We start from the raw sequence: 24759 nt of genomic DNA, 5'->3' as shown, positions 1-24759 counted from the left end.
CCGGTTCAGCCGCCGGCCTGCGCCGCGATCCGGTCGCCCACCTCGGCGGTGCGTACCGTCACCTCGGGGCTCCGGGCGGCCAACTCCGCGCTGACCGCTGCGGTGATCCGGGCGGCGGCGTCGGCGTGCCCGAGCTGATCGAGCAGCAGCGCCGCCGAGAGCACGGCGGCGACCGGGTCGGCGACGCCACGGCCGGCGATGTCCGGCGCGGAGCCGTGTACCGGCTCGAACATCGACGGGTACGTCCCGTCGGGATTGATGGAGCCGCTTGCGGCCAAGCCGATGCCACCGGTGACGGCGGCGGCGATGTCGGTCAGGATGTCGCCGAAGAGGTTGTCGGTGACCACCACGTCGTACCGCTGCGGCTGGGTGACCAGGAACATCGCCGCGGCGTCGACGTGCTGGTACTCGGTGGCGATGTCCGGGTGCTCGGCGGCGACCGTCTCGAAGGTGCGTGACCACAGCGAGCCGGCGTGGGTGAGCACGTTCGTCTTGTGCACCAGGGTCACCTTGCGCCGCTCGCGCCGGGCCGCGCGAGCGAAGGCGTCCCGGATCACCCGCTCCACACCGTGCCGGGTGTTCAGGCTCTCCTCGGTGGCGATCTCGGCCGGAGTGCCCCGGTGCAGCGAGCCGCCGGCACCGGCGTACAGGCCCTCGGTGCCCTCCCGGACGACCACCAGGTCGACCTCACCCGGCTTGACCGCCGCGAGCGGGCTGGTCACCCCCGGCCAGAGCCGCGACGGACGCAGGTTGACGTACTGGTCGAAGGCGAAGCGCAGCTTGAGCAGCAGACCGCGTTCCAGGACGCCGGGCGGCACGGTCGGATCGCCCACCGCGCCGAGCAGGATCGCGTCGTGCCCGGCCAACTCGTCGAGCACCGAGTCGGGCAGGACCTCGCCGGTGCGGTGGTAACGTGCCGCACCGAGGTCGTACTCGGTCACCTCGACACCGGGCAGCACCGCGTCGACGACCTTGCGGGCCTCCGCGACCACCTCGGGGCCGATCCCGTCCCCGGCCACCACCGCGATGCGTGCCACGTTCGTCAGCTCCTTCGCTCGAATGGCTCGACGGTACGCCGCCGTCCCGCCCCCCGGTACGAGTGTTCCATATGTCGGGAATTCGGTGACGCACAGCAGCTTCCCAGGCGGCATTCATGGCTCGGTCATCTCCGCTGCCTAGCGTGAGCGTGACGGGCTGTGGGCCCGGGTGGGCGCTGCGACGGGGCGGTGGCCGCCGAGGAGGGGACGGACGCGATGTGGACCGACGAGCAACCACGAACCCGCTGGGTGGACCCGGCGGTCTTTCGCTTCCGCCGGCCCGACCTGCGACTGGGCGCCCGGGAGCAACGGCCGGACCGGGCCGATCTGGTGGCCGGGAATCGGATCGCCGTCCGGCACACCGTCCGCACCTCGACGGCGGCGTACACCCTGCTGCTGAACGCCCCCGAGTGGTTGGGTCGGCGCGGCACCGGCGCGGCGCTGCGGGACGCGGTGGCCGAATTGCGGGCGATCGACCTGACGTACGGCCCGAACCGCCCGGACAGTCTGGTGTCCCGGCTGCGCCGGGGAGAGATCAGCCCAGAGTCGTACCCGCCGTTGACCGATCTGGTGAATCGCTGTGCGGCGATGCGCGCGGCCACGGACGGTTGGTTCGACGCGTGGGCGGTGCCCGGCGGCTTCGACCCGGGCGGCCTGCTCGGCGGGTGGGCGGTCGAGCGGGCCGCAGCCCGGTTGCGCGAGGCCGGCATCCACGACTACGCCGTGCTCACCGGCGCTGACCTGGTGGTACGCGGCCAGGCCGCGCACGGCGGCCCGTGGCGGATCGCGGTGCACCACCCCACCGACCGAGGCCGAGCACCGCTGCTGCTGGAGATGACGGCCGGCGCGCTCGGCACCTCCGGGGTGACCGGACGACAGGGTCACGTGGTGGACCCGCACACCGGCGAGCCGGCGGCGCAGCTGGTCGCCGCCACCGTGATCGGCCCCGACCTCGCGGTCGCCGACGCCTACGCCACCGCCCTGTACGCCGCCGGACGGGCCGGGCTTGCCTGGTTCCGCCCGGAGTCGGACTACCGGGTGCTCTTCGCCGCACCGCGCTGATCCGCACCGTTCTGCGTGTCCGGCGGAGCGTGCGGCGGAAGTCGACCGGCAATCCGTGGCAGGAACAGCGATCGGCCTCCACGGTCGCGGCAACGACCGTGGAGGCCGATCGACGACGAGTGCGCGTGGCTCGCGCAATCGAGGGGTGCGGGCCGCTCGGCCGGGCGTCGACCTCGCCACCCGAAGACGGGCCGGCGCCACGTGCTCGGCAGGTGACCGCATCCGTACGTTATCGAATTGACGCGTTTCGCGGCAAGGGTTCCACAGGGGAGCATCTGCGCAAACCTGGTACTCCGGCATTCGCCTGCGGCGGGGCCCTTTCGACAAGGTGAACCGCAGATGGCACGCTGTCCGCCGTGAGTTTCGATCTGAGCGTGTGGGCCCTGGCGGACGGGGCGACGCCCGAGGATGTACGAGCGGCGGTGCAGCAGTGCCGCAGCGGCCGGCACCACGAGCGTCAACCGGACCCACGATGTGTGGCCTTCTACCGGGCGATCACTGCCCGCTATCCCGACCAGCCGGCCGGCCCCAACACTCCCTGGGCGGTGGCGCCGCTGCACAAGGCGGCCGACCACATCGAGCTGAACCTGGACCCGGCCTGCCCCGACCAGGTGCTGCTCGACATCGAGCGGCTGGCCGGCGAGCACCGGCTGATGCTGTTCGACGCCCAGGACGGCTCGGTGTACCCGCCGCCCGGGGTTCGGCTGCCCGGCTGACCGACCCGCCGTGCCGGACGGCGGACCCGCGACGGCAACCCGGCTGGCCAGGTCGGGCGGATCTGAGGTCGAGCCGGCAAGCCCGTCACGGCGGGCACGACAACCCGACCGTCTGGTGCTCGACGGTCGGATGACGAGGGGCCCGGCGATAGGCCGGGCCCCCGTCGTGGCGTGTCTGGAACGTTCCGGTGAACTACTCGTCGCGCAGGTCGGCAGCGCTGGCCGAGGTGGCCCCGATCGAGTCGGCGGCCGAGGTGAGCAGGTCGGCACCGAGCGCCTGGTCCACGGTGAGGGTCATCAGCGTCTCACCGCCGGCCTCCCGACGGGCCACCTGCATCGCCGCGATGTTGACGCCGGCCTGACCGAGCAGGGTGCCGACGGTGCCGACCACGCCCGGACGGTCGGCGTAGCGGAGGAAGAGCAGAATGCCCTCGGCGCCGATCTCCACGTCGAAGCCGTCCACCTCGGTCAACTTGATGACGTCGCGGGCGCCAGCCTGGGTGACGGTGCCGGAAACACTTACCGTACGGCCGTCGGGCAGCGCGCCGCGCACGGTGACCAGGACCGGGTGGTCGGCGGTCTCGGTCTGGGTGTCCAGCGACACCTCCACCCCGCGCTGCGCGGCCAGGTGCGGCGCGTTGACGTAGGTCACCTGCTCCTCGACCACCGAGCTGAACAGCCCCTTGGTGGCGGCGAGCTTGAGCACCGACACGTCGTGGTCGACGATCTCGCCGCGTACCTCGACGGTGACGCTGGCGGCGACCCCGCCGGCCACCGCGGTGAAGGCGCGGCCGAGCTTCTCGGCCAGCGGCAGCAACGGCCGGACGTCCTCGGCGACCACGCCGCCGGCCTGCACGTTCACCGCGTCCGGCACGAACTCGCCCTGCAGGGCGAGCTTCACGCTCTTGGCGACCGCGAGGCCGGCCTTGTCCTGTGCCTCGGCGGTGGAGGCGCCCAGGTGCGGGGTGGCCACCACGTTGTCGAAGGCGAACAGCGGCGAGGAGGTGCACGGCTCCTTGGCGTAGACGTCAACCCCGGCACCGGCGACCCTACCCTCGGCGAGCGCGTCGGCGAGGGCCTGCTCGTCGATCAACCCGCCCCGGGCGGCGTTGACGATGCGTACGCCCGGCTTGACGATGGACAGCTCCTTCTCACCGATCAGGCCCACGGTCTCGGGGGTCTTCGGCAGGTGGATCGAGATGAAGTCGCTCTCCCGCAGCAGCTCCTCCAGGCCCACCAGGCGTACGCCGAGCTGCGCGGCCCGGGCCGGCTGGATGTACGGGTCGTACGCGATGAGCCGGGTGCCGAAGGCGGCGATCCGGGAGGCGAAGAGCACGCCGATCCGGCCGAGGCCGACCACGCCCACGGTCTTGCCCTGAAGCTCCACACCCGTGTACTTCGACCGCTTCCACTCCCCCGCCTTGAGCGCTGCGCTGGCGCTCGCGGTGTTGCGGGCTACCGCGAGCAGCAGCGCGACGGCCTGCTCGGCGGCGGAGACGATGTTGGAGGTGGGGGCGTTGACGACCATGACGCCCCGCGCGGTGGCGGCCGGTACCTCGACGTTGTCCAGGCCGACACCGGCCCGGGCCACGACCTTGAGTCGGGGGGCGGCGGCGATGGCCTCGGCGTCGATCTGGGTGGCGCTGCGGACGATGACGGCGTCGGCCTCGGAGAGCGCCGAGAGCAGGGCCGGGCGGTCGGTGCCGTCCACGTGCCGGACGTCGAAGTCGTGGGCGAGCACCTCGATGGCGGCGGGGGCGAGTTCTTCGGCGATCAGTACGACAGGAGTCATTGGTCCTCGTAGATGTCGTCAGAGCGGTCGGCCGGGGGCTGGGCGCTGCGCTGCGCCCGGCGCGCTCCGGGCCATGGCCGTCAGGTGCCGCCTGGAGCACCTACCCGCGATCGTAGGGCGCGGGTCGCCCGACGCGCCTCGGAGAGTGGGGTGAGTGCCCTCACAAACCGGACGTGACGTGCGTGTTAACGATCGTTAGCCGGGTGGAGACAGCACGGCGCCCGGCCCCGGCGTCGGGGAGAACGCCGGGGTCGGGTGCCGTTGGGGAAAGCGCTCAGGCGGTCTCGGTGATCGGCCGGTCCACCCAACTCATCATGCCGCGCAGCTTCGCGCCGGTCTCCTCGATCGGGTGCGCCGCGCCCTCGGTGCGCCACTTGTTGTAGTTGGGCCGCCCGGCCTCGTCCTCGGCCACCCACTCACGGGCGAACTCGCCGTTCTGGATCTCACCGAGGATCTTGCGCATCTCCTCCTTGACCCGGCCGTCGATGACCCGCGGCCCACGGGAGAGGTCGCCGTACTCGGCGGTGTCGGAGACGCTGTAGCGCATCCGGGCGATGCCGCCCTCGTACATCAGGTCCACGATCAGCTTCAGCTCGTGCAGGCACTCGAAGTAGGCCACCTCGGGCGCGTAGCCGGCCTCGGTGAGCACCTCGAAACCGGTCTGCACCAGCGCCGCCGCACCACCGCAGAGCACCGCCTGCTCGCCGAAGAGGTCGGTCTCGGTCTCCTCGGTGAAGGTGGTCTTGATCGCGCCCGCCCGGGTGCCGCCGATGCCCTTGGCGTACGACAGGGCCAGCGCGAACGCGCTGCCGCTGCCGTCCTGCTCGACGGCGACCAGGCACGGCACGCCCTTGCCGTCGACGTACTGCCGGCGGACCAGGTGACCGGGGCCCTTCGGGGCGACCATCGCCACGTCCACCCCGGCCGGCGGCTTGATCAGCCCGTACCGGATGTTGAACCCGTGGCCGAAGAACAGCGCCTTGCCCGCGCTGAGGTTCGGCGCGATCGACTCGGCGTAGATGTGACGCTGCGCGGTGTCCGGCGCGAGGACCATGATCACGTCGGCCTCGGCCGCCGCCTCGGCCGGGGTGAGCACCCGCAGCCCCTGCTCCTCGGCCTTCGGCCGGCTCTTCGAGCCCTCCGGCAGACCGATCACCACGTCGACACCGGAGTCGCGCAGCGACAACGCGTGGGCGTGGCCCTGGCTGCCGTACCCGATCACGGCGACCTTCTTCGCCTGGATCAGGCCCAGGTCGGCGTCGTCGTCGTAGTACACCTCAACGCTCATGACTTCCCTTTCGTACGGCGGCCACAGTGGCCCGTCGTGGCTGGTGGTCGACCCGGGCACGCGGACCCGGACCGAGGTGGGGTCAGGCGGCCCGCAGGGCGGGGCCGGCGGTGATCGCACGCGAGCCGCGCCCGATAGCCACCAGGCCCGACTGGACCATCTCCTTGATGCCGAAGGGCTCAAGGTCGCGCAGCAGCGCGTCGAGCTTGTCCGGGGTGCCGGTCGCCTCGACGGTGAGGGTGTCGGCGGCCACGTCGACCACCCGGGCCCGGAACAGGTTCACCGTCTCCAGGACCTGGCCGCGGGCGTTCCGGTCCGCGCGCACCTTCACCAGCAGCAACTCGCGGGCCACCGAGGTACCCGGATCCAGTTCGACGATCTTGAGTACGTTGACCAGCTTGTTGAGCTGCTTGGTGACCTGTTCCAACGGCGAGGACTCCGCGTTGACCACGATGGTGATCCGCGAGACGTCCGGGTTCTCGGTCTCTCCGACCGCGAGACTGTCGATGTTGAACCCACGCCTGGAGAACAGCCCGGAGACCCGGGCCAGCACGCCCGGCTTGTTCTCCACCAGGACGGAGAGGGTGTGAATGGTCACGGCTGTGCCTTTCTTGTCATGTCCTCATGGCCCTCGCTGCGCTCGGTGCAATCGGCCATGACCTAGATATCGTCCTCGTCGAAGGCCGGGCGGACGCCGCGGGCGAACATGATCTCGTCGTTGCTGGTGCCGGCAGGGACCATCGGCCAGACCATGGCGTCCTTGCCGACCACGAAGTCGATGACCACCGGCGCGTCGTTGATGGACATCGCCATCTCGATGGTCCGGTCCACCTCCTCGGCGGTCTCACAGCGCAGCCCGACGCAGCCGAGCGCCTCGGCCAGCTTGACGAAGTCCGGGATGCGGTGCTTGTGGGTGCCCAGCTCCGTGTTGGAGTAGCGCTCGTTGTAGAACAGCGTCTGCCACTGCCGGACCATGCCGAGGTTGCCGTTGTTGATGACGGCGATCTTGACCGGAATGCCCTCCAGGGCGCAGGTGGCCAACTCCTGGTTGGTCATCTGGAAACAGCCGTCACCGTCGATCGCCCAGACCACCGTGTCCGGCCGGCCGACCTTGGCGCCCATCGCCGCCGGCACCGCGTAGCCCATGGTGCCGAGGCCGCCGGAGTTGAGCCAGGTTTGCGGCTTCTCGTACGAGATGAACTGGGAGGCCCACATCTGGTGCTGGCCGACACCGGCAACGTAGATCGTGTCCGGACCGGCGATCTCCCCCAGTCGCTTGATCACGTACTGCGGGGAAAGGGTGCCGTCGGACGGCTCCTCGTAGCCCAGCGGGTAGCGCTCGCGCAGGTCGTCGAGCTGCGTCCACCAGTCGCCGAGATCGGTGGTACGGCCCGCCGCACGCTCGGCGGTGACCGCCGCGACCAGTTCGTCGATGACGTGCCGGGCGTCGCCGACGATCGGCACGTCCGCGTGCCGGTTCTTGCCGATCTCCGCCGGATCGATGTCGGCGTGCACGATCGTGGCGTCCGGCGCGAAGGAGTCCAGCTTCCCGGTCACCCGGTCGTCGAACCGGGCGCCCAGCGCCACGATCAGGTCGGCCTTTTGCAGCCCGTAGACCGCAGCGACGGTGCCGTGCATGCCGGGCATGCCCAGGTGCTGCCGGTGCGAGTCGGGGAACGCCCCGAGCGCCATCAACGTGGTGATCACCGGGATGCCGGTCAGCTCGGCCAGCCGGCGCAGCCCCTCGGTGGCACCGGCCTTGAGCACGCCGCCGCCGACGTAGAGCACCGGCCGGCGGGCGGCACTGATCAGCCGTGCCGCCTCACGGATCTGCTTGCCGTGCGGGTGCAGCGTCGGCCGGTAACCGGGCAGGTCCAGCGTGGGCGGCCAGGCGAAGGTGGTCGACGCCTGAAGGATGTCCTTGGGGATGTCCACCAGGACCGGCCCGGGACGCCCGGTCGAGGCCAGGTGGAACGCCTCGGCCAGCACCCGGGGAATCTCGCTGGCCTCCTGCACCAGGAAGTTGTGCTTGGTGATCGGCAGCGTGATGCCCTGGATGTCCGCCTCCTGGAAGGCGTCCGTGCCGATCGACGGGCGGGCCACCTGACCGGTGATCGCCACCAGCGGCACCGAGTCCATGTACGCGTCGGCGATCGGGGTGACCAGGTTCGTCGCGCCTGGACCGGAGGTGGCGATACACACCCCGACCCGGCCGGTGGCCTGGGCGTAACCGGTGGCGGCGTGACCCGCGCCCTGCTCGTGCCGGACCAGGATGTGCCGCACGGTCGAGTCGTAGAGCGGGTCGTACGCCGGCAGGATCGCGCCACCCGGGATGCCGAAGACGACGTCTACGCCGAGTGCCTCCAGGGAGCGCACAAGTGAACCGGCACCGGACACCTGGGCCGGGGCGGGACGCGCCACCGGAATGGCCGGCGAGGCGGCGCGGGTGTGGTCGGCGTCACCCGGCGCCTCGGTGGCGGTGCGAGCGCGCCGGGCGGAGTGGGCGAGCGTCTCGGGCGTGGGTCTCGTCATGGCGGTTGGCCTTCGGCTGGATTGGGTGGGCTGCTCATACTGTGGAACGCGGGCGGGGGCCGGCGTTCGATTGGTTCGACGGCAAGAAAAAGGCCCACGTGCCAGATGCACGGGGGCCAGCGCACTCTCAGTCAGGGAGAGTGCGCTCAGGTAAGTACTCGCAGCGACCGGTACGACAACATGGGGTCAAGACTGACGCATCTCATGCGATGAGTCAACTGATCCCACATTTTGGTTCACGGACGTCGGCGAGTCGCCGCCCGGCGCGCCGATCGGACCGGGCATGACCTGCCCGGAGACGCTTTCGACCCGGCGTTGGGCGGGCGGCCCGACGGGTCGCGGAAGCGGGTCGCCCGCGGCCGGACGGGCCGGACGGGCACCCGGCGACGTGGCCGCGTCCAGCATCGCCTCCAGATGCTCGGCCGGTACGCCCCAGCCGAACAGGGCGCCCTGGCCGAACCGGCAGCCGGCGGCCACCACAGCGGCCATCTCGGTGGGCGTGGTAACCCCCTCGGCGATCACCTCGAGGCCGAACTGGTGGCCCAACCGCATCACGATGTCGACCATCGGGGCGAAGGCCGGGCCGTCGCGCCCTTCCGGCTGGACCGGCTCGTGCTCGGCCACCAGCCCGTGGTCGATCTTGAGAATGTCGATCGGCAGCCGGCGGAGCTGGTTGAGCGAGGAGTAGCCGGCGCCGAAGTCGTCCAGGGCGATCCGCACACCGGTCAGCCGCAGCGCGGTCAGCCGCCGGATCAGCTCGTCGAGGTCGGTGGCGACCGCATGCTCGGTGATCTCCAACACCAACCGCTGCGGCGGCACGTGGTGGGCGCGCAGCGCCTCGGCGACCTGCACCACGTACTCGGGGGCGTGCAGCTCACGCGGGGAGACGTTAACCGACACCCAGACGTCGTGGCCCTCGGCCAACCAGCGGGACAACTGATAGCAGGCCTGGTGCAGCACCCAGGCGCCAAGCTTCGCAATCATCCCGCTCTCCTCGGCGAGGGGGATGAACTCGTCCGGCCGGACGTTGCCCAACTCGGGATGACGCCACCGCAGCAGCGCCTCCGCGCCCACCGGGCGCACCGACGGCAGCGACGCCACCGGCTGGAACACCAGCCGCAGCTCGTCGCGCTCGATCGCACCGCGCAGCTCGTGCTCCAGCGTGGTGCGCCGGCGCAGCACCCGGTCGTACGCGCCGTCGTAGCGCTCGATCCGGTTCTTGCCGCGTTGCTTGGCGTAGCGCAGCGCCAGATCCGCGTGCCGCAGCAGCAGCTCGACGTCGGGCTCCTCGGCCCAACCGGCCAGGCCGATGCTGACCGAGAGGAAGACGGGCGCCTCGGGCTGCTCGTAGGCGCCACCGAGCACCCGCAACAGCCGCTCCGCAACCACCCCCGCACCGGCCGGACCACCGTGCATGAGCACCGCGAACTCGTCGCCACCGAGCCGGGCCGCGAGATCACCGGGGCGCAGATTGCCACGCAGCCGGCGGCCCACCTCGGCCAGCACGGCGTCGCCGACGTCGTGGCCCCGCATGTCGTTGACGTTCTTGAAACCGTCCAGGTCCAGCCCGAGCAGCACGCACGGCACCCGCTCCTCGGCGCAGCGGTGCAGGGCCCGCAGCAGGCCGCGACGGTTGGCCAGGCCGGTGAGCGCGTCGGTGTGCGCGAGCTGCCGGAAGTGCGCCTCTCGGTCGGCCAGCCGGCGGGCGTAGGCCCGCACGTCGTGCAGGGTGAGGTACTGCCGGGCGACCAGGGCGAAGCCCTCGACGCTGCCGGCCACGATGGCCAACCCGTCGAACCGACCGTCCTGTAGGAGGTGGTACATCGCCGAGGCGGCCATGGCGCCCATCGGCACGAAGGCGTACTCGCCGTCGTGGCGGATCACGTCGATGGCGAGATGGCCCGGCGGGTCGATGCGGTAGGCCGCCACCGCGGCGATCAGCAGCCCGACGGCGAGCACCGCCGCACCGGCCAGCGCCAGCCCCGGCCCGGCCTGGCAGAGCCCGGCCGCGACACCCAACCCGCCCACCGACGCGGCGGTGATTCCGGTGCCCAGCACGGTGAGGCAGCGGCGGGGCGCGGTTGCCCGGAGCACCATGATCGCGGAGAGGCCGGCGCTCAGCGCCGCGCTGACCGAGGCGAGCAGAATCGACGGGCAGGCCGTCGGCGTCGCGTCGCCGAGCAGCCGGGTCGGCTCGGAGAACAGCACCCAGCCGACGAACCACAGCGCGGCGCCCACGACCACGCCGTCCAACGCCAGCCGGGCCGCCGAGGGCACCGACCCGGTCACCCCGGGCAGGCGGAGCAGACCGAAGCAGAACAGCAGGCCGCCGGTGGCGGTGCCGAGCGCCACCAGGGTGGCCCAGGTGGTGCGCTGGTGCTGTTCGTGCGCCCAGTGCTCGCTCGTGGTCACCGCGACCACCGCCCCGACCAGCGTGGTCACCATCGCGAACGCGCCGCCGACGGCCAGCACCGCGTACGCCGGACGGTGCGGCGCGGCCCGGCGTCGGACAGCGGCGGCGAGCAGCACGCCGGCCGTCAGAGCGATCAGCGCGCTCAGCACCGCAGCGCCGATCATGGCCGGGGGTGTGTGCACGACCTCAACTCTGCCGGATCGATGCCCGCTGTGGGGATCGGGTGTGCATCTGTTGGGACACGGCGCGATGCCCGTGTCCGGGCGGCGCGAGCGGTGTCAGACTGGTACGCATGCCTGAGCTGCGGTCGAAGACCTCCACGCACGGTCGGACGATGGCCGGCGCCCGGGCCCTCTGGCGGGCCACCGGGATGACCGACGACGATTTTGGCAAGCCGATCGTCGCCATCGCGAACAGTTTCACCCAGTTCGTGCCGGGCCACGTACACCTCAAGGACATGGGCGGCCTGGTCGCCGACGCGGTGGCCGAGGCCGGCGGGGTGGGCCGGGAGTTCAACACCATCGCGGTCGACGACGGCATCGCCATGGGGCACGGCGGCATGCTCTACTCCCTGCCCAGTCGGGAGTTGATCGCCGACGCGGTCGAGTACATGGTCAACGCGCACTGCGCGGACGCCCTGGTCTGCATCTCCAACTGCGACAAGATCACCCCGGGCATGCTGCTGGCCGCGCTGCGGCTGAACATCCCCACCGTGTTCGTCTCCGGCGGCCCGATGGAGGCCGGTAAGACGGTGGCGATCGAGGGGATCGTGCACAGCAAGATCGACCTGATCGACGCGATGATCGCCTCCTCGAACGAGGCCGTCACCGACGAGCAGCTCGGTGAGATCGAACGGTCCGCCTGCCCCACCTGCGGCTCCTGCTCCGGGATGTTCACCGCGAACTCGATGAACTGCCTCACCGAGGCGATCGGGCTGGCGCTGCCGGGCAACGGCTCGACGCTGGCCACCCATGCCGCCCGCCGGTCGCTCTTCGTCGAGGCCGGCCGCACCGCCGTGGAGATCGCCAAGCGGTGGTACGACGGCGACGACGCCTCGGTGCTGCCCCGCGAGGTGGCCTCCCGGGCCGCGTTCGAGAACGCCGTCGCGCTGGACGTGGCGATGGGTGGGTCGACGAACACGATCCTGCACCTGCTGGCCGCCGCCCGCGAGGCCGAGCTGGACTTCTCCGTGGCGGACATCGACGCCATCTCCCGCCGGGTGCCGTGCCTGGCCAAGGTCGCCCCGAACTCGCCGCAGTACCACATGGAGGACGTGCACCGCGCCGGCGGAATCCCGGCCATCCTCGGCGAACTCGACCGCGCCGGCCTGCTGCGCCGGGACGTGCACGCGGTGCACTCCCCCACCCTGGAGGGCTGGCTGGCCGACTGGGACGTGCGCGGCGGCACCTCCCGCCCCGAGGCGATCGAGTTGTTCCACGCCGCGCCGGGCGGGGTGCGCACCACCGAGCCGTTCTCCACCACAAACCGCTGGTCGTCGCTGGACACCGACGCGACCAGCGGCTGCATCCGGGACCGCGAGCACGCGTACTCCGCCGACGGCGGGCTGGCCATCCTGTACGGCAACCTCGCGCCGGAGGGCTGTGTGGTGAAGACCGCCGGGGTGCCCGAGGAGTGCCTGACATTCCGGGGCCCGGCGAAGGTGTACGAGTCCCAGGACGACGCGGTGACCGCCATCCTGGCGAAGGAGATCGTCGCCGGGGACGTGGTGGTGATCCGCTACGAGGGGCCGAAGGGCGGCCCTGGCATGCAGGAGATGCTCTACCCCACCTCGTTCCTCAAGGGACGGGGCCTGGGTCGGGCCTGCGCGCTGCTCACCGACGGCCGGTTCTCCGGCGGCACCTCCGGGCTCTCCATCGGGCACGCCTCCCCCGAGGCCGCCTCCGGCGGGCTGATCGCGCTGGTCGAGCCCGGTGACGAGATCGTCATCGACATTCCGGCCCGCTCGATCGAGCTGAACGTGCCGGCCGACGTGCTGGACGCCCGGCGGGTCGCCCAGGAGAAGCGGGACCGCCCGTACACCCCGGTCGACCGGCAACGCCCGGTGTCGGCGGCGCTGCGCGCGTACGCCTCGATGGCCACCTCGGCCAGCGACGGCGCCTACCGCCGCGTCCCGGAGTGACCGACCGGATGGCTCGGCCTGCCGGCGGCGAGACCAGGCTCGTCGCCTGGAGTCACGAGCTGCGCGGCGTGCACGATCGGCTGCGCGAAGCCCTGAACCTGACCCGCAACGCGCTGGCCAGTGGCGACGCGGCCGGACCAGCCACCCGTGACCTGCTGCTGTTCTGTCACGGCTTCTGTGCCGCGCTGACCGGGCACCACGAGGGTGAGGACCGCGAACTGTTCCCGGCGATCGCCGCCGCCCATCCGGAGCTGCGCGACACCCTGCGACAGTTGAAGCAGGACCACTCGATGATCGCGCACCTGCTCGGGGGACTACAGGCCGCCGTGGACCGGGCCGCCTCCCCGGCCGAACTCGACCGCCACATCGAAGGCATCGCCGCCATCATGGAGAGCCACTTCCGTTACGAGGAACGCCAACTCCTGGCGGTCCTCGACACGCTCGCCCTGACCGTGGACCCGCACGACGTCCTGGGTCCACTGTGAGCAAGCCCACCGTCAATAGTACGACGTACGTCGAGCCCGGCGCGGTGGGGCATGCGTCAGGCTCGACGTACGTCGCGCTCACTGCCCCGACCCGAAGCGCGCCCGCCCTGGGTCGTTGCTGGTCAGGGGCTGGTGCAGGTCAATGACGGCGTGGACGGGGAACCGGAACCCAAGAAGCCGAACGTGGTGGTGCCGGTGGCAGGCAGCGATCCGTTGTAGTCGACGTTCCGCACGGTGACGGATGATCCGCTGGTGCTGAGGCTTCCGTTCCAGAGCTGACTGATTCCCTGACCACCGCTCAGACTCCACCGGACGGTCCAACCGTTGATCGGCGCGTTGCCCGCCCGAACGACGACCTCGCCCTGGAAGCCGCCGGACCACGAGCTGACGGTCCGGTAGGTCGCGCTGCACGCTCCGCTCGGCGGATTCGTGGTCGGAGGCGTCGTGGTCGGAGGCGTCGTGGTCGGAGGAGTAGTGGTCGGAGGAGTCGTGGTCGGAGGAGTAGTGGTCGGAGGAGTAGTGGTGGGCGGCGTCGTGGGGTTCGAGAGCTTCGGCCCGGCGCAGTTGCTGACGATGCCGGGTACATCGTTGGCGTTGTCCAGTGCATAGCTGTAGGGCGGGTTGGTGAACGGGGTCACACCACTGCCCTGCGCTCCGGTGTCCCGCCTACCGCTGGTGCCGTCGTAGACGTTGCCCCGGGCGGTGATGTATGTCGGGTTGGAGTCCTGGAAGCGGTGCGGGTTGTTGACGTTCTTGAAGTAGTTGTTCTCAACCAGGACCGAAGCGTACGAGCCGGTGCCGATCGAGTACGCGTTCCCGGCAGAGGTGTAGTAACTGTTGTAGACGTGGCCCTTGCCGAACAGCATGCGGGGGCCCCGCTGGTCAACGAGTTCGGCGAACCAGTTGTGGTGGTAGGTGGCGTTCAACTTCCCGCTGTCGGTGTCACCGTGGGTCGATCCACCGCCGACCAGGCTCGCGAGTCGGTGACTGTGCGAAGAATTGGTGTACCAGAACTTCGACCAGGACACCGTGATGTAGTCGACCCCGCGGGTCAGGTCCAACAGACCGTCGCTGGCGTCCCAGAGGTTGAGGTGGTCGAACCAGAGGTGGTGGGCGTTGCGCGCGGCGATCGTGTCCGCCGGACTGCTGCCCTGGCCACCGCCCTGCACATTCAGATTCCGTACGATGATGTTGCCACCGCCGTTGATGTTGATCCCGCCGCGGATCGTGGCGTTCGCGTCCGCCCCGACGAGCGTCTTGTTGCTACCCACCTCCACCGCCGACGATCCGGTGCTGATGGTGCCGGAGATCCGCAGCACCCGGGGCGTGGAATCGCCCGCGTACTGACGCAGGTCAGCCAGTGATGTGATGTTCTGCGTCGGAGCATTGCCGCCGCCGGTCGTCGTGCTGACCCCGTTGGCGGACACCGCCGCCCAGCCGTACAGCCGGTCGTCGCAGGCGACTGCGGCGGCCACGCTCGCGCCGAGCGGCGTCGGCACCGCCACTGACACGCTCGGAATTGCCAGGGCTCCTGCCACGGTGAGGGTTACTGCCGAGGCGACGATCGCGGATGTCCGCAGGCGTCGTGGCCGGACAGAGTTGCCAGATTCAATCACTGCATTGCCTCCGTGTTCGGTGCACGGCCGGTTAGCCGGCCGTACACGACCAGTGCGGGTCAGGGGCAACCGCCCCACGAACCGGCATCACGCGCGCGACAACTCCGCCCGGCTTGTCGCGCGGCCAGCGGCCTACGTCGCTGCATGCCCTACCGCTTGATGCTCGGCGCGCACCACGGCGAACCCACGCGTGATGCTCGAATCGGTGACCCGGTGACCCGGTGACCGGCTGGGGCTGCCCGTGCCCGACGGCCCGTGATTCCGCCTCCGGCTCACCTGCGGAACCCGAACGAAAGTCTATCTGTCGCTGTCTATACATGGCAAACGCTTTCCTCGCCTGCTGTCACACCGCACATGTGTGGCTTAAGCCCGATCTTGAGTACGCGACCCCGGGCGCCGCACCCGGAGAACGAACCTGTCGACCATGATTCACCCGACTGTCATGCCACCCCAGGTAGCGTGGCGCTGGTCGATCGAGATCAGGGAGGATGTCGATGGGTGCCAAACGGATGGCATGCGCCGCGGCCATGGCGGGAGTGCTCGTGATCGGGGCCGGGATCACCGCCGCTCCGGCGAGCGCGGGCGGACAGCGACCCGGCACCCTGCGGGTGGCGACCTTCAACGCCTCGCTGAACCGGGGGGCCGCCGGCGGGCTGGTCGCCGACCTGTCCGGGCGGGGCGACGCGCAGGCCGGCAATGTCGCCGAGGTGATCCAGCGGGTACGCCCGGACGTGCTGCTGATCAACGAGTTCGACTACGACCCGGCCGGGCGGGCATTGGCGTTGTTCCAGGACAACTACCTGTCCGTGCCGCGCAACGGCACCCGGGCGATCCGCTACCCGTACCGCTACGCGGCTGCGTCGAACACCGGTGTCCCCTCCGGACACGACCTCAACAACGACGGGACCGTCGGTGGGCCCGACGACGCCTACGGATTCGGGCTCTTCCCCGGCCAGTACGGCATGGCGATCTACTCGGCGTACCCGATCGACCTGCCCAGGGTGCGCACGTTCCAGACGTTCCGCTGGCGGGACATGCCCGGCGCGCTGCTGCCCGACGACCCGGCCACCCCGGCACCCGCCGACTGGTACTCACCCACCGAGTTGGCTGACGTGCGGCTGTCCTCGAAGAGCCACTGGGACGTGCCGATCCGGCTGCCCGGCCGTACCGTGCACCTGCTGGCCAGCCACCCGACGCCGCCGGTCTTCGACGGGCCGGAGGACCGAAACGGCCGGCGCAACCACGACGAGATCCGCTTCTGGGCCGACTACGTCTCACCGTGGCGGGCCGGCTACATCTACGACGACGCCGGGCGGCGCGGGGGCCTGCGGCCGGGTGCGGCCTTCGTGATCGCCGGGGACCTCAACTCCGACCCGTACGACGGTGACAGCATCCCCGGCGCGGCGCAGCAGCTGCTCGACCACCCCCGGATCAACGACCGGATCGTGCCAGCCAGCGCGGGCGGCACGGCGGCGGCCCACCGACAGGGCGGGGCCAACCTCGACCACCGTGGCGCTCCGCGTTTCGACACCGCCGACTTCGCCGACACCAGCCCCGGCAACCTGCGGGTCGACTATTTGCTGCCGAGCCGGGGCCTGCCGGTCCGCGCCACCGGAATCTTCTGGCCGGTGCCGGGGGACCCGCTGTTCCGGCTGGTCGGCGACTACGACCCGGCCCTGCCGGGCGGCTTTCCGACCTCCGACCACCGGCTGGTCTGGCTCGACCTGCGGCGCTGAGATGTCGCCTGCCCCGGCGTCGGTGACCGGCGCCGGGGCAGATAGACCCACGAGCGTGCTCGGCCTACCGGTCGAACATCTGCCCGATGCGGATCCGGTTGCCGAACGGGTCGCGGATGCCGAAGTCGATGCCGTACGGCCGCTCCATCGGCTCGTCAGTGATGTCGACCCCCTTGGCGACTAGCTCCTCGTACGTCTTGTGGGCGTCGTCGGTGGTCATGAAGAGGAAGCCGCCCGCGGCGCCCTTGGTGAGCAGTTCGCGGACCTGCTCGGCGGTGGCCGGGTCCAGGTTCGGCGGGCCCGGCTTCTCCAGCAGGATCTCCCGCTGCCGGTCGCCGGGGAGGTTCACCGTGAGCCAGCGCATGAAGCCGAGATCCTGATCCGTGTTCAGCTCCAGACCGAGCTTGCCGATGTAGAAGTCGAGCGCCTCGTCCTGGTCGAGGACGTAGATCTGGGAGCGGCTGATCGCGTTCATCGTCATGCCCGAGACGCTAATGCAACGCTCTGACCTGCTGCTTATCCAAAACTGCTCGGTCTGGTCCACGCCTTCGTGAAGCAGCTCGGCACCGGCGCTGCGGGCGCCGTCCGCCGCTTACGGTAGTCGGTGGGCGACTCACCGACGATCTGCCGGAAGGTACGACTGAACGTGCCGAGACTGCCGAAACCGACGGCAGTGCAGATCTCCGTCACGTCCCGGTCGCTGTGCAGCAGCAGGTACATGGCCCGCTCCACCCGACGCCGTTGCAGGTAGCGGTGCGGGGTCTCGCCGAAGGTGACCCGGAAGGTACGGATGAAGTGCGCCTCGGAGACGTGTGCGACCCGCGCCAGGGTCGGAATGTCGAGCGGTTGGGCGTACGCCCGGTCCATGGCGTCCCGGGCGCGCAACATCGCCCTATTCGTCTCTTCGATCGCTCTGCCCACAGCTGATTACGGTGCCACAGCCTGCCGCCCCGGTCACGACACCGGCCCGCAGACGGGGTCCTGGAGCAGTTCCTGCTCCTTCAGGCCAGGAACTGCTCCAGGACCTGCACGAACGTGATGTCAGCGTGGACCAGGCCAGGCTACGCATTGATCGGTGCCGCTGAGCTTTTCTCGCTTCCTGAGGAAATCGCCCGCCCCCTCTGCCCCCTCTGCCCCGAAGCCGTCCCAACCCAACAGAGCACTACCAGGGTGCCTCCCGGGGACATGTCCTAGATGTAGGCGCCGACGTTCGCGCCGTTGGCCGGGCGTAGGAAGTTCGATGACGGGATCGACCCGTCGGCGTTGCGTGGCCCGGTGATGGTGCCCTGGTTGGTGCTGGCAAGCGACCAACTACCGCCGATGTCCCAGGAGTTGCCACTGCCCCGGGAGCTGCTGCCCAGTGACACGTTTGTGCCGTTGCTGACCGCCAGGTTGCCGGTGAGGGTACTGGTGGAGCGGTTGACGTTGAATCCGGTGCCCGGGTGGTTCCAGGCGGTGCTGCGCTCGATGCGATGCTGGCCGGGATTGTTGTTGTCGACGAATCCGCTTACCGCGTTGCTCCAGGCCATGCTGTTGCGAACGGTGTGGTCGGCGGAGACCCCGTTGCCACCGAGCTTGAATCCGTTGCCGTCACCGGTGTAGTCGGGCAGGTTCCACCGGTTGAACCCGTTTCCCCAGGTCAGGGTGTCTTCGGTCAGGATGGGCGAGCTGAACATCCAGTAGTCCAGGCCGTCGTCGGAGTTGTTCCACAGCCGGGCACCGCGCACCACGTTGCCGGTGCCGGAGCCCTCCTTGATAGCCAGTCCGTCGGCACTCTCACCGTTCTTGCGCGGGTCCCGGTTGCCGTAGGCGTCCAGGTTCAAGATCTGGTTGTTGCTCGACGCTCCCTGGATGTGGAAGCCGGACTCGTAGTTGTCCCGGGTCACCAGTCGTTCGAAGACACCGTTGTTGACATCCAGGCCGAAGACGCCGTACGGGCCGTTGATGATCTCCAGCCCGATCAGCCGCCACCAGTCACCCTCGATGTGGACCGCGCCCCGCTCGGGGCGAGGGATGCTCCCGCCGATCGGAGCCGGTGTGTGCGGCATGTTTTCCCCGTCGATGACGACCCGCTCGTTGGCGTGGTTGCGCATCGTGATGGGCTGGCTCGCCGTGCCGTTCTTAAGTAGTTGGATGTTGCTGCCCGGCGCGTACGTTCCACCCCTGATGACGATCGTGTGGCCCGGCCCCGCGAGGTCGACAGCCCGTTGGATGGTGGCCAGCGGGGACCCGATCGTGCCGGGGTTGCTGTCGTTGCCGTTGGTCGCGACGTAGAGAGTGGCTGCCGGCGGAGGTGGTGGTGGTGCGTTGCCAGCCTCGACGTCGATGAAGTCGACGTTGGGTAGACCGTTGGACGAGGTGGGGTCGAGCCTGACGGTGTTGGTGCCGGCGTGCAGATCCACCGACAGTGCCTTGGTGCGCCAGGAGTCCCAGGCGGCGGTGCCCTCGAACGAGACGTTCGAGGCGGTGGAACCGTTCACGACCAGGTTGGCCGGACGGGAGCTGCTCGTGCCGTTGGCGAACCGGACGTGCAGTTCGGCGGTCGCGGCGGTGGCGACGGACACGGTGAACTCGACGTACGCGCCGACGGCGTTGGTGCCGTTGCAGAAACCGTTGCCGGAGTAGCCGGACCAGTTGGCATCGATGGTGCCGGTGCACCTTGCGGGACTGTTCTCGGCCTCGTAGCGGACAGGTGCGGCCATCGCCGGTGCGGCGATCGACACCGTGGCGACACAGGCCACGAGCGCGAGGCTGGTGGCGAGCGGCTTGAACGTCATGACTTCTCCAGGGTCGGTTGTGCTTCGACGGCACGGCGATCGTCAGGTGTGGTCCCTGAAGCGGCCGTGCCGGCGCTGCGTGGTGGCCACGATCGGCCGGCCCGCGCTGCCCCTGCCCAGAGGGCCCCACGACGACTCGCAGGACCTCGCGCCACCCGGACCCGGCGCGAGGAAAGCGCTTTCCAGCGTGCCCAGATGCTAGCAATTCCCCGCACCACCGTCAATGCATATCATTCACCGGCGACATGCGACCGAAGTGTGAATGAGTGCTCGCGACCACAAATCACAGCGATACTGAAATCACTAAGAGAAGAAGGCTGTAATGTTAAGGCGGGCGGTAAGATTTAGGACATTGTCGACCCGGGAATGAGTTGTACTCTCGCTCTGCGGGTGAAGAAATACTCACCTGCGGGACGAGGGGAGAGCGTGACATGCCAGACGTAGACCTGGGGTTGGCCACCGACTGGGACGAGGGCGACACCCATGGCCGCATCCGGCTGCGCCAGAATCAGTTCTATCCGGATGCACCGAAGAAGGACGTGCTCATCAGCTCGCCGGTGAGCATCGAGCTGTCCGTGAACACCAACTACAGCACCAGCCAGGAAGCCGACAAGATCTTCTTCACCACCCACCACGGCAGCACAAAGCGCATCATCGCGATCCTCGACTCCGAGGGCAATTTGCAGATTGCCGGCCGCGTCATGGAAATGCAGCGGGACCTCAAGTACAGGTGATCTGAACACCCATCCGGCCGGCGATGGAGCGCAATTTTCGGCCCATCGCCGACCGGTCAACCTCACCCGAGGAAATACTCACTGAATTGCCGAGGTATCGCGGCCGACGACGTGGCCGTACTGCACGAACGCGATCTGCTCACGGACGTGGACTGCCGCACGGCCCATGCCGACGACCGATTTCCGCAGGAGAACCTGGCCCGCCCGGTGAGCGGATCAGGGCACTGGGCGGACCTGCGTGGCGCCGCGCCAGCAGCCGGTGCGGCCCACGGCTGACCGCCATCTCTCACCGAAGAGCTGCACCATCGCGTAGACACAGGTACGCGTACTGGTCAGCAGGTTGCCGTAGGCGGAGATACCGGCGTAGTCCATGCTGAACTCTGCGGTGCGCGATGGATCATCACCGTCGGTCACGGTTAGCCGCACCTGTGCGGGGCTGGGTACCCGCACGGCCGGTTCCGGCGCCGGCACGAAACGAGGCCAGCTCGCACCGCAGGCGGGCGCGTAGCGAAGCTCGACCGTGCCTATCACTCGATCACCGAGCAGCACCGCGTTGCTGTCCAAGGTGGTCACTGCGGGATCGGCCGCGCAGCCGGCGTCCTTCGGATCGGCACCGTCTCGGGCCGTCGCGCTGTTGTACTCCGTCGCCGAGTCGGACGCGGCGGCGGAGGGATTCACGGGTGCGCCGGAGGGCGGGCGGAAGGCCCCGGCGAGCCAGGGCACGGTGACGAAGGCGGCAAGCACGACTACGGCGAGCCCGACAGCGGACCCGGTCCGCTTGACTGTCCTGGGAACCAGGTCGACAAGACTGTCCCGGGGCTGATCGATCTTGGCGGGTTGAGCCGTGTTGGCCACCGGACCGGCAACAGTGTCCCTACTCTCGTCGACGCCGGCCGCTGCACCCACGCGCCGCTCGGCGCTGGGCACGCGTTCGGCGGAAGACGGATCGAGAGTTCCATCGCCTCCGCCGTGGACGGCGGCCCGCAATGCGTGCCAACGTTCGGCCCATTCCCGCTCGTTCCCACCCAGCGCGCGAACGTAGGCGAGCGTGGTGTCCAGGGTGGGCATCCGCCGGCCGCCGGCCGCTTCCGACAACGAACTCGACGATCGGTGCGCTCGTCGGGCCAGAGCATGATACGTGGGACGCCCTGCCGCTTCCCTGAGCAGGCGCAACTCGGCGGCAAACGCCTGGAGAGGGTCGGCGGTGGGGTCTACGGGACGTTCCGCCCGAGCCATGGGCCGCTCCTCGAATTGATTGACCACGTCCGGGATTCATTGTCCGACGCGACACAGCGTAGAGATCAGTGTGGACGGACGGTAGAGATGAGGAGCCGAATCCCGGGGCTGACACGGCCCACCAGAGGTCAGGAGAGACAATGATCCGGAACGCCCGCAGGTTGGCCGCCGTTGCCGCAGGCGCCCTCATCGCCGCCAGCCTCCTGGTCGCGACGCCCGCCAGCGCCGCCACCTGTAGCGGCCACGGCTGCGACGGCCTCGACCCGATCGCCACCGGCTGCTCCGCGAACGCCCGCAACGCCACGACCTACCCGAAGTACATCATGCAGGGCGCGACCACCCTCGCCGTCGTGGAGCTGCGCTGGAGCGACGCCTGCAAGACCAACTGGGGCCGGATCTCCAACCGGGTCAGCCCGAACAACACCGTCCAGGTACACGTCTACCGGTCGAATCCGTACGCCACCACCGACTGGTACGGCGGCACCGGCCAGCAGTACTACGGGGACCAGCTCTACGGGCACAACATGACGGTCTGCGCGGTCGGCAAGGTGACCACCTCCTCCGGCACGACGTACACCAGCGACCCGCTCTGCGCCTGACATCTCCGGACGCCGGCCCTGCGGTGCGAGCAGGACCGGCAGGTAGAGCCACCGGGTCGGCGCGTCATGGGACCACGCGCCGGCCCGGTGACCATCCACCACGGCGGCGGCGACGACCCCTTCGCCGGCCGAGGCGTCATGCAGGTGCCCGTGCCGGCAGGTCGTTGACGCAGCGCAGCACCGGGCGGGTGGTGAGGGCGGTGGGGTCGAGGGGTGCTGCCGACCGCACCGTGAAGGTCGCCGACTCGCCGGGGAGCAGGGTCACCAGCGCCGTGTCGACCTCGGCGGACGGGTCGAGACGATCCGGGAACAGGGTCACGTCGCGCAGGATGGTGCGGGCGGTGACGCGTACCTGTTGGCCGCCGTCGACCCGCTGCACCGCCGCGTCGAGGGCCGCCGCCGGCCATCGGACGTCGCGGTCCTCGGCAAAGAACCACCAGGCCCGTTCGGCCGGGTCGCCGGTGTCGGCCACCAGCAGTTCGTCCCAGGCGTCGTCGGGTCCGGCCAGCTCCGCTGCCAGTGCCGAGGTCACCGATTCGTACGCGGGCACCTTCAGCTCCACCGTGGACTTGGCCTTCGGCTCCCCGGCCAGGGTGAGCCGGGTGACCGTGATCGACGCCCGCCAGGGCTGCCCGCCGTCGTTGACCGCGACCAGGGCCAGCCCACCCTCGCGGGGCTGCACGGTGAGCAGCCGGTCGGCGTAGCAGCGGCGCAGCGCGTACCAGAGTGGCTTGCGGCGACCGTCACCGTCGATGGCCGCCCACGAGGTGACCGGCCAGCAGTCGTTGAGCTGCCAGACGATGGTGCCCATGCACCAGCCCCGGTGGGAGCGGAAGTGTTCCACCCCGAGGGCGATGGCTCGGGCCTGGTTGAGCTGGGTCAGCCAGTGCCAGTCGTCGAAGTCGCGTGGCTCGGGCAGGTGCGCGTCCAGCCCTTGGCGCAGCTTCCGGTCCCCGTCGGCGGCCTTCTGGTGGTGCGCCATGCCGGGCGAGTCGTGGGCGAGCGGCTCGTCGGAGAGGGCCCGGCGGAGCGTCGCGTACGCGGGTGGCCCCTGGTAGCCGAATTCGGCGACGAACCGCGGCAGGTACTCCCGGTACTTGACGTAGTCGTCGGTATTCCACACGTCCCAGATGTGCGTGGTGCCGTACGCCGGGTGGTTGGGGTGGATCTCCTCGCTGCCCGACCATGGGCTGCCCGGCCAGTACGGTCGGGTCGGGTCCAGCCCGGCCACGATGCGGGGCAGCAGGTCGAGGTAGTAGCCACGTCCCCAGGTGCGCCCGGCCAGCGGGGCCTGCCAGCCCCAGTCGTGCCAGCCCCAGATGTTCTCGTTGTTGCCGGTCCACAGCACCAGCGAGGGGTGCGGCGCGAGGCGGATCACCTGTTCGGTGGCCTCCGCGGCCACCTCGGTGGCGAACGGCTCCTCCTCCGGGTACGCGGCGCAGGCGAAGAGGAAGTCCTGTTGCACCAGCAGTCCGCGTTCGTCGGCCAGGTCGTAGAAGTCCTCCGACTCGTACCGGCCGCCGCCCCAGACCCGCAGCAGGTTGATGTTCGCCGTCTCGGCCTGGTCGAAGCGGTGGGCCAGGCGCGGGCGGGTGACCCGGTGGGGGAAGACGTCGTCGGGGATCCAGTTGACGCCCCGGACGAAGATCGGCATGTCGTTCACGTACAGCGTGAACGGGGCACCGTGCTCGTCGGGGGCGGTGTCCAGGCGTACCGACCGGAAGCCGATCCGGCGGTGCCATTCGTCCAGCGGGCCGCCGTCGGCATCGTGCAGGGTGACCGTCAGTTCGTGGCGGTGGGCCGCGCCGTAGCCCCGGGGCCACCAGAGTTCCGGCCGGTCGACGGTGAGGGTCAGCACCGCGGATCGTTGCCCCGCCGGGATGGTCACCTCGGCGCGCTGGCCCGCCACCCGCGCCCGGACGGTGAGCGGCCCGTCGGTGGCCCGTTCCGCCTCGACGTGCACCTCGACCCGGCCGGTGTCGCCGTCGACGGTGACAAGTGGGCGTACCGTCGCCAGACGGGCGAGCGACCAGCCGTGCAGGGCGATCTCCTGCCAGCTGCCGGCGGTGACCAGCGTCGGCCCCCAGTCCCAGCCGAAGTTGCAGGCCATCTTGCGGATGAACTGGAACGGCTCCGGGTACGCGTTGGGTCGGTCGCCGAGGCGGTCGCGCTGCGCCTCGGCGTACCGGTAGGCGGAGTCGAAGCGTACGACCAGGTGATTGTCCTCGGCGCGGAGCAGCGACCCGACGTCGAAGCGGTGACCCCGATGCATGTTCTCGGTGCGACCGACCTCGACGCCGTTGAGTGTGATCGTCGCGACCGTGTCCAGGCCGGCGCAGACCAGGTCGAGGCGGGAGTGTTCGCCGGCCGGCCGGTCGAAGGTGGTCTCGTACGCCCAGTCGGTGCGGCCGATCCAGGCCAGCGCGGTTTCGTTGTCGTCGAGGTACGGGTCGGGAATCAGCCCGGCGTCCAGCAGGTCGGTGTGCACACAGCCCGGCAGGGTGGCCGGCACCGTCGCCCCGTCCACCTCTGGCGGCACCTGCTGGCCGGGCAGCGCCCGCATGGTCCACCCGTCGTGCAGCGCCAGCCGGATCGG

The 24759-nt window shown here is 70.1% G+C and carries 19 protein-coding genes; 7 read left to right on the top strand and 12 right to left on the bottom strand.

Annotated elements, in window-relative coordinates; translation table 11 throughout:
- Positions 1-5 precede the first annotated feature (5 nt).
- A complete protein-coding gene (locus tag O7601_RS12855) occupies positions 6-1037 on the bottom strand; it encodes a 3-isopropylmalate dehydrogenase (protein ID WP_281566387.1) in 1032 nt (343 codons plus the stop codon).
- 216 nt (positions 1038-1253) lie between these two features.
- On the opposite strand from O7601_RS12855, the gene O7601_RS12850 reads away from it, so the two are divergent.
- Both O7601_RS12850 and O7601_RS12845 read left to right on the top strand, forming a co-directional pair.
- Positions 1254-2099: an FAD:protein FMN transferase gene (locus tag O7601_RS12850; protein ID WP_281566900.1), complete on the top strand. Its 846-nt coding sequence runs from the start codon at positions 1254-1256 to the stop codon at positions 2097-2099.
- Between the two features lie 356 nt (positions 2100-2455).
- On the top strand, positions 2456-2815 hold the full coding sequence (locus tag O7601_RS12845; protein ID WP_210938771.1) for a hypothetical protein: 360 nt from the start codon (positions 2456-2458) through the stop codon (positions 2813-2815).
- 193 nt (positions 2816-3008) lie between these two features.
- Here the strand turns inward: O7601_RS12845 and serA are convergent, their stop codons facing one another.
- From serA to O7601_RS12820, 5 genes are all read right to left on the bottom strand, one after another.
- Entirely contained in the window at positions 3009-4607 is a 1599-nt protein-coding gene (gene serA / locus O7601_RS12840; RefSeq protein WP_281566386.1) for a phosphoglycerate dehydrogenase, read from the bottom strand.
- A 274-nt stretch (positions 4608-4881) separates the two neighbouring features.
- Positions 4882-5895 (bottom strand): ketol-acid reductoisomerase, encoded by a 1014-nt coding sequence (ilvC, locus tag O7601_RS12835; protein WP_281566385.1) that lies wholly within the window; start codon positions 5893-5895, stop codon positions 4882-4884.
- Between the two features lie 82 nt (positions 5896-5977).
- Positions 5978-6493, bottom strand: a complete 516-nt coding sequence (gene ilvN / locus O7601_RS12830; protein WP_093401760.1) for an acetolactate synthase small subunit — start codon at positions 6491-6493, stop codon at positions 5978-5980.
- A 62-nt stretch (positions 6494-6555) separates the two neighbouring features.
- On the bottom strand, positions 6556-8427 hold the full coding sequence (locus O7601_RS12825) for an acetolactate synthase large subunit (RefSeq protein ID WP_281566384.1): 1872 nt from the start codon (positions 8425-8427) through the stop codon (positions 6556-6558).
- A 186-nt stretch (positions 8428-8613) separates the two neighbouring features.
- A complete protein-coding gene (locus O7601_RS12820; protein WP_281566383.1) occupies positions 8614-11022 on the bottom strand; it encodes a bifunctional diguanylate cyclase/phosphodiesterase in 2409 nt (802 codons plus the stop codon).
- 110 nt (positions 11023-11132) lie between these two features.
- Between O7601_RS12820 and ilvD the strand changes: the two genes are divergently transcribed.
- Together ilvD and O7601_RS12810 are read left to right on the top strand one after the other, a co-directional pair.
- Complete coding sequence (gene ilvD, locus O7601_RS12815) at positions 11133-12980, top strand: dihydroxy-acid dehydratase (protein WP_281566382.1); 1848 nt, start codon at positions 11133-11135, stop codon at positions 12978-12980.
- Between the two features lie 8 nt (positions 12981-12988).
- The gene (locus O7601_RS12810; protein ID WP_281566381.1) at positions 12989-13465 is read left to right on the top strand and encodes a hemerythrin domain-containing protein; all 477 of its coding nucleotides are present in this window, start codon (positions 12989-12991) and stop codon (positions 13463-13465) included.
- A 122-nt stretch (positions 13466-13587) separates the two neighbouring features.
- Here O7601_RS12810 and O7601_RS12805 read toward each other — a convergent pair whose 3' ends face one another.
- On the bottom strand, positions 13588-14976 hold the full coding sequence (locus O7601_RS12805; RefSeq protein ID WP_281566380.1) for a cellulose binding domain-containing protein: 1389 nt from the start codon (positions 14974-14976) through the stop codon (positions 13588-13590).
- 599 nt (positions 14977-15575) lie between these two features.
- Between O7601_RS12805 and O7601_RS12800 the strand changes: the two genes are divergently transcribed.
- Entirely contained in the window at positions 15576-16817 is a 1242-nt protein-coding gene (locus tag O7601_RS12800) for an endonuclease/exonuclease/phosphatase family protein (RefSeq protein WP_281566379.1), read from the top strand.
- Between the two features lie 64 nt (positions 16818-16881).
- Here the strand turns inward: O7601_RS12800 and O7601_RS12795 are convergent, their stop codons facing one another.
- The 3 genes from O7601_RS12795 to O7601_RS12785 all read right to left on the bottom strand — a co-directional run bounded on the left by O7601_RS12795 (position 16882) and on the right by O7601_RS12785 (position 19594).
- A complete protein-coding gene (locus tag O7601_RS12795; protein ID WP_281566378.1) occupies positions 16882-17298 on the bottom strand; it encodes a VOC family protein in 417 nt (138 codons plus the stop codon).
- Positions 17299-17333: 35 nt separating this feature from the next.
- Positions 17334-17738, bottom strand: coding sequence for an AraC family transcriptional regulator (locus tag O7601_RS12790; protein WP_281566377.1), 405 nt, complete (start codon positions 17736-17738; stop codon positions 17334-17336).
- 269 nt (positions 17739-18007) lie between these two features.
- Positions 18008-19594 (bottom strand): CBM35 domain-containing protein, encoded by a 1587-nt coding sequence (locus O7601_RS12785; protein WP_281566376.1) that lies wholly within the window; start codon positions 19592-19594, stop codon positions 18008-18010.
- A 431-nt stretch (positions 19595-20025) separates the two neighbouring features.
- On the opposite strand from O7601_RS12785, the gene O7601_RS12780 reads away from it, so the two are divergent.
- Positions 20026-20328 carry a DUF6342 family protein gene (locus O7601_RS12780; RefSeq protein ID WP_281566375.1) on the top strand — a complete coding sequence of 101 codons (303 nt, stop codon included), beginning with the start codon at positions 20026-20028 and terminating at the stop codon, positions 20326-20328.
- A gap of 216 nt (positions 20329-20544) precedes the next feature.
- Here O7601_RS12780 and O7601_RS12775 read toward each other — a convergent pair whose 3' ends face one another.
- Complete coding sequence (locus tag O7601_RS12775) at positions 20545-21564, bottom strand: helix-turn-helix domain-containing protein (protein WP_348650249.1); 1020 nt, start codon at positions 21562-21564, stop codon at positions 20545-20547.
- A 140-nt stretch (positions 21565-21704) separates the two neighbouring features.
- On the opposite strand from O7601_RS12775, the gene O7601_RS12770 reads away from it, so the two are divergent.
- On the top strand, positions 21705-22163 hold the full coding sequence (locus O7601_RS12770; RefSeq protein WP_281566373.1) for a DUF2690 domain-containing protein: 459 nt from the start codon (positions 21705-21707) through the stop codon (positions 22161-22163).
- A 136-nt stretch (positions 22164-22299) separates the two neighbouring features.
- Here O7601_RS12770 and O7601_RS12765 read toward each other — a convergent pair whose 3' ends face one another.
- Positions 22300-24726, bottom strand: a complete 2427-nt coding sequence (locus O7601_RS12765) for a glycoside hydrolase family 2 protein (RefSeq protein WP_281566899.1) — start codon at positions 24724-24726, stop codon at positions 22300-22302.
- Between the last annotated feature and the right edge of the window lie 33 nt (positions 24727-24759).

The organism is Verrucosispora sp. WMMD573, assembly GCF_027497175.1.
Lineage (GTDB): Bacteria > Actinomycetota > Actinomycetes > Mycobacteriales > Micromonosporaceae > Micromonospora.
This window is presented reverse-complemented; position numbering and strand designations above follow the sequence as displayed.

Bases quoted from the DNA above. Each gene is read 5' to 3' on its own strand.
- O7601_RS12770 (WP_281566373.1), top strand. From the start codon at position 21,705: ATGATCCGGAACGCCCGCAGGTTGGCCGCCGTTGCCGCAGGCGCCCTC.
- O7601_RS12825 (WP_281566384.1), bottom strand. From the start codon at position 8,427: ATGACGAGACCCACGCCCGAGACGCTCGCCCACTCCGCCCGGCGCGCT.
- O7601_RS12785 (WP_281566376.1), bottom strand. From the start codon at position 19,594: ATGACGTTCAAGCCGCTCGCCACCAGCCTCGCGCTCGTGGCCTGTGTC.
- O7601_RS12775 (WP_348650249.1), bottom strand. From the start codon at position 21,564: ATGGCTCGGGCGGAACGTCCCGTAGACCCCACCGCCGACCCTCTCCAG.
- O7601_RS12765 (WP_281566899.1), bottom strand. From the start codon at position 24,726: ATGCGGGCGCTGCCCGGCCAGCAGGTGCCGCCAGAGGTGGACGGGGCG.
- O7601_RS12795 (WP_281566378.1), bottom strand. From the start codon at position 17,298: ATGACGATGAACGCGATCAGCCGCTCCCAGATCTACGTCCTCGACCAG.
- ilvC (WP_281566385.1), bottom strand. From the start codon at position 5,895: ATGAGCGTTGAGGTGTACTACGACGACGACGCCGACCTGGGCCTGATC.
- O7601_RS12800 (WP_281566379.1), top strand. From the start codon at position 15,576: ATGGGTGCCAAACGGATGGCATGCGCCGCGGCCATGGCGGGAGTGCTC.
- O7601_RS12810 (WP_281566381.1), top strand. From the start codon at position 12,989: ATGGCTCGGCCTGCCGGCGGCGAGACCAGGCTCGTCGCCTGGAGTCAC.
- O7601_RS12850 (WP_281566900.1), top strand. From the start codon at position 1,254: ATGTGGACCGACGAGCAACCACGAACCCGCTGGGTGGACCCGGCGGTC.
- ilvD (WP_281566382.1), top strand. From the start codon at position 11,133: ATGCCTGAGCTGCGGTCGAAGACCTCCACGCACGGTCGGACGATGGCC.
- O7601_RS12780 (WP_281566375.1), top strand. From the start codon at position 20,026: ATGCCAGACGTAGACCTGGGGTTGGCCACCGACTGGGACGAGGGCGAC.
- serA (WP_281566386.1), bottom strand. From the start codon at position 4,607: ATGACTCCTGTCGTACTGATCGCCGAAGAACTCGCCCCCGCCGCCATC.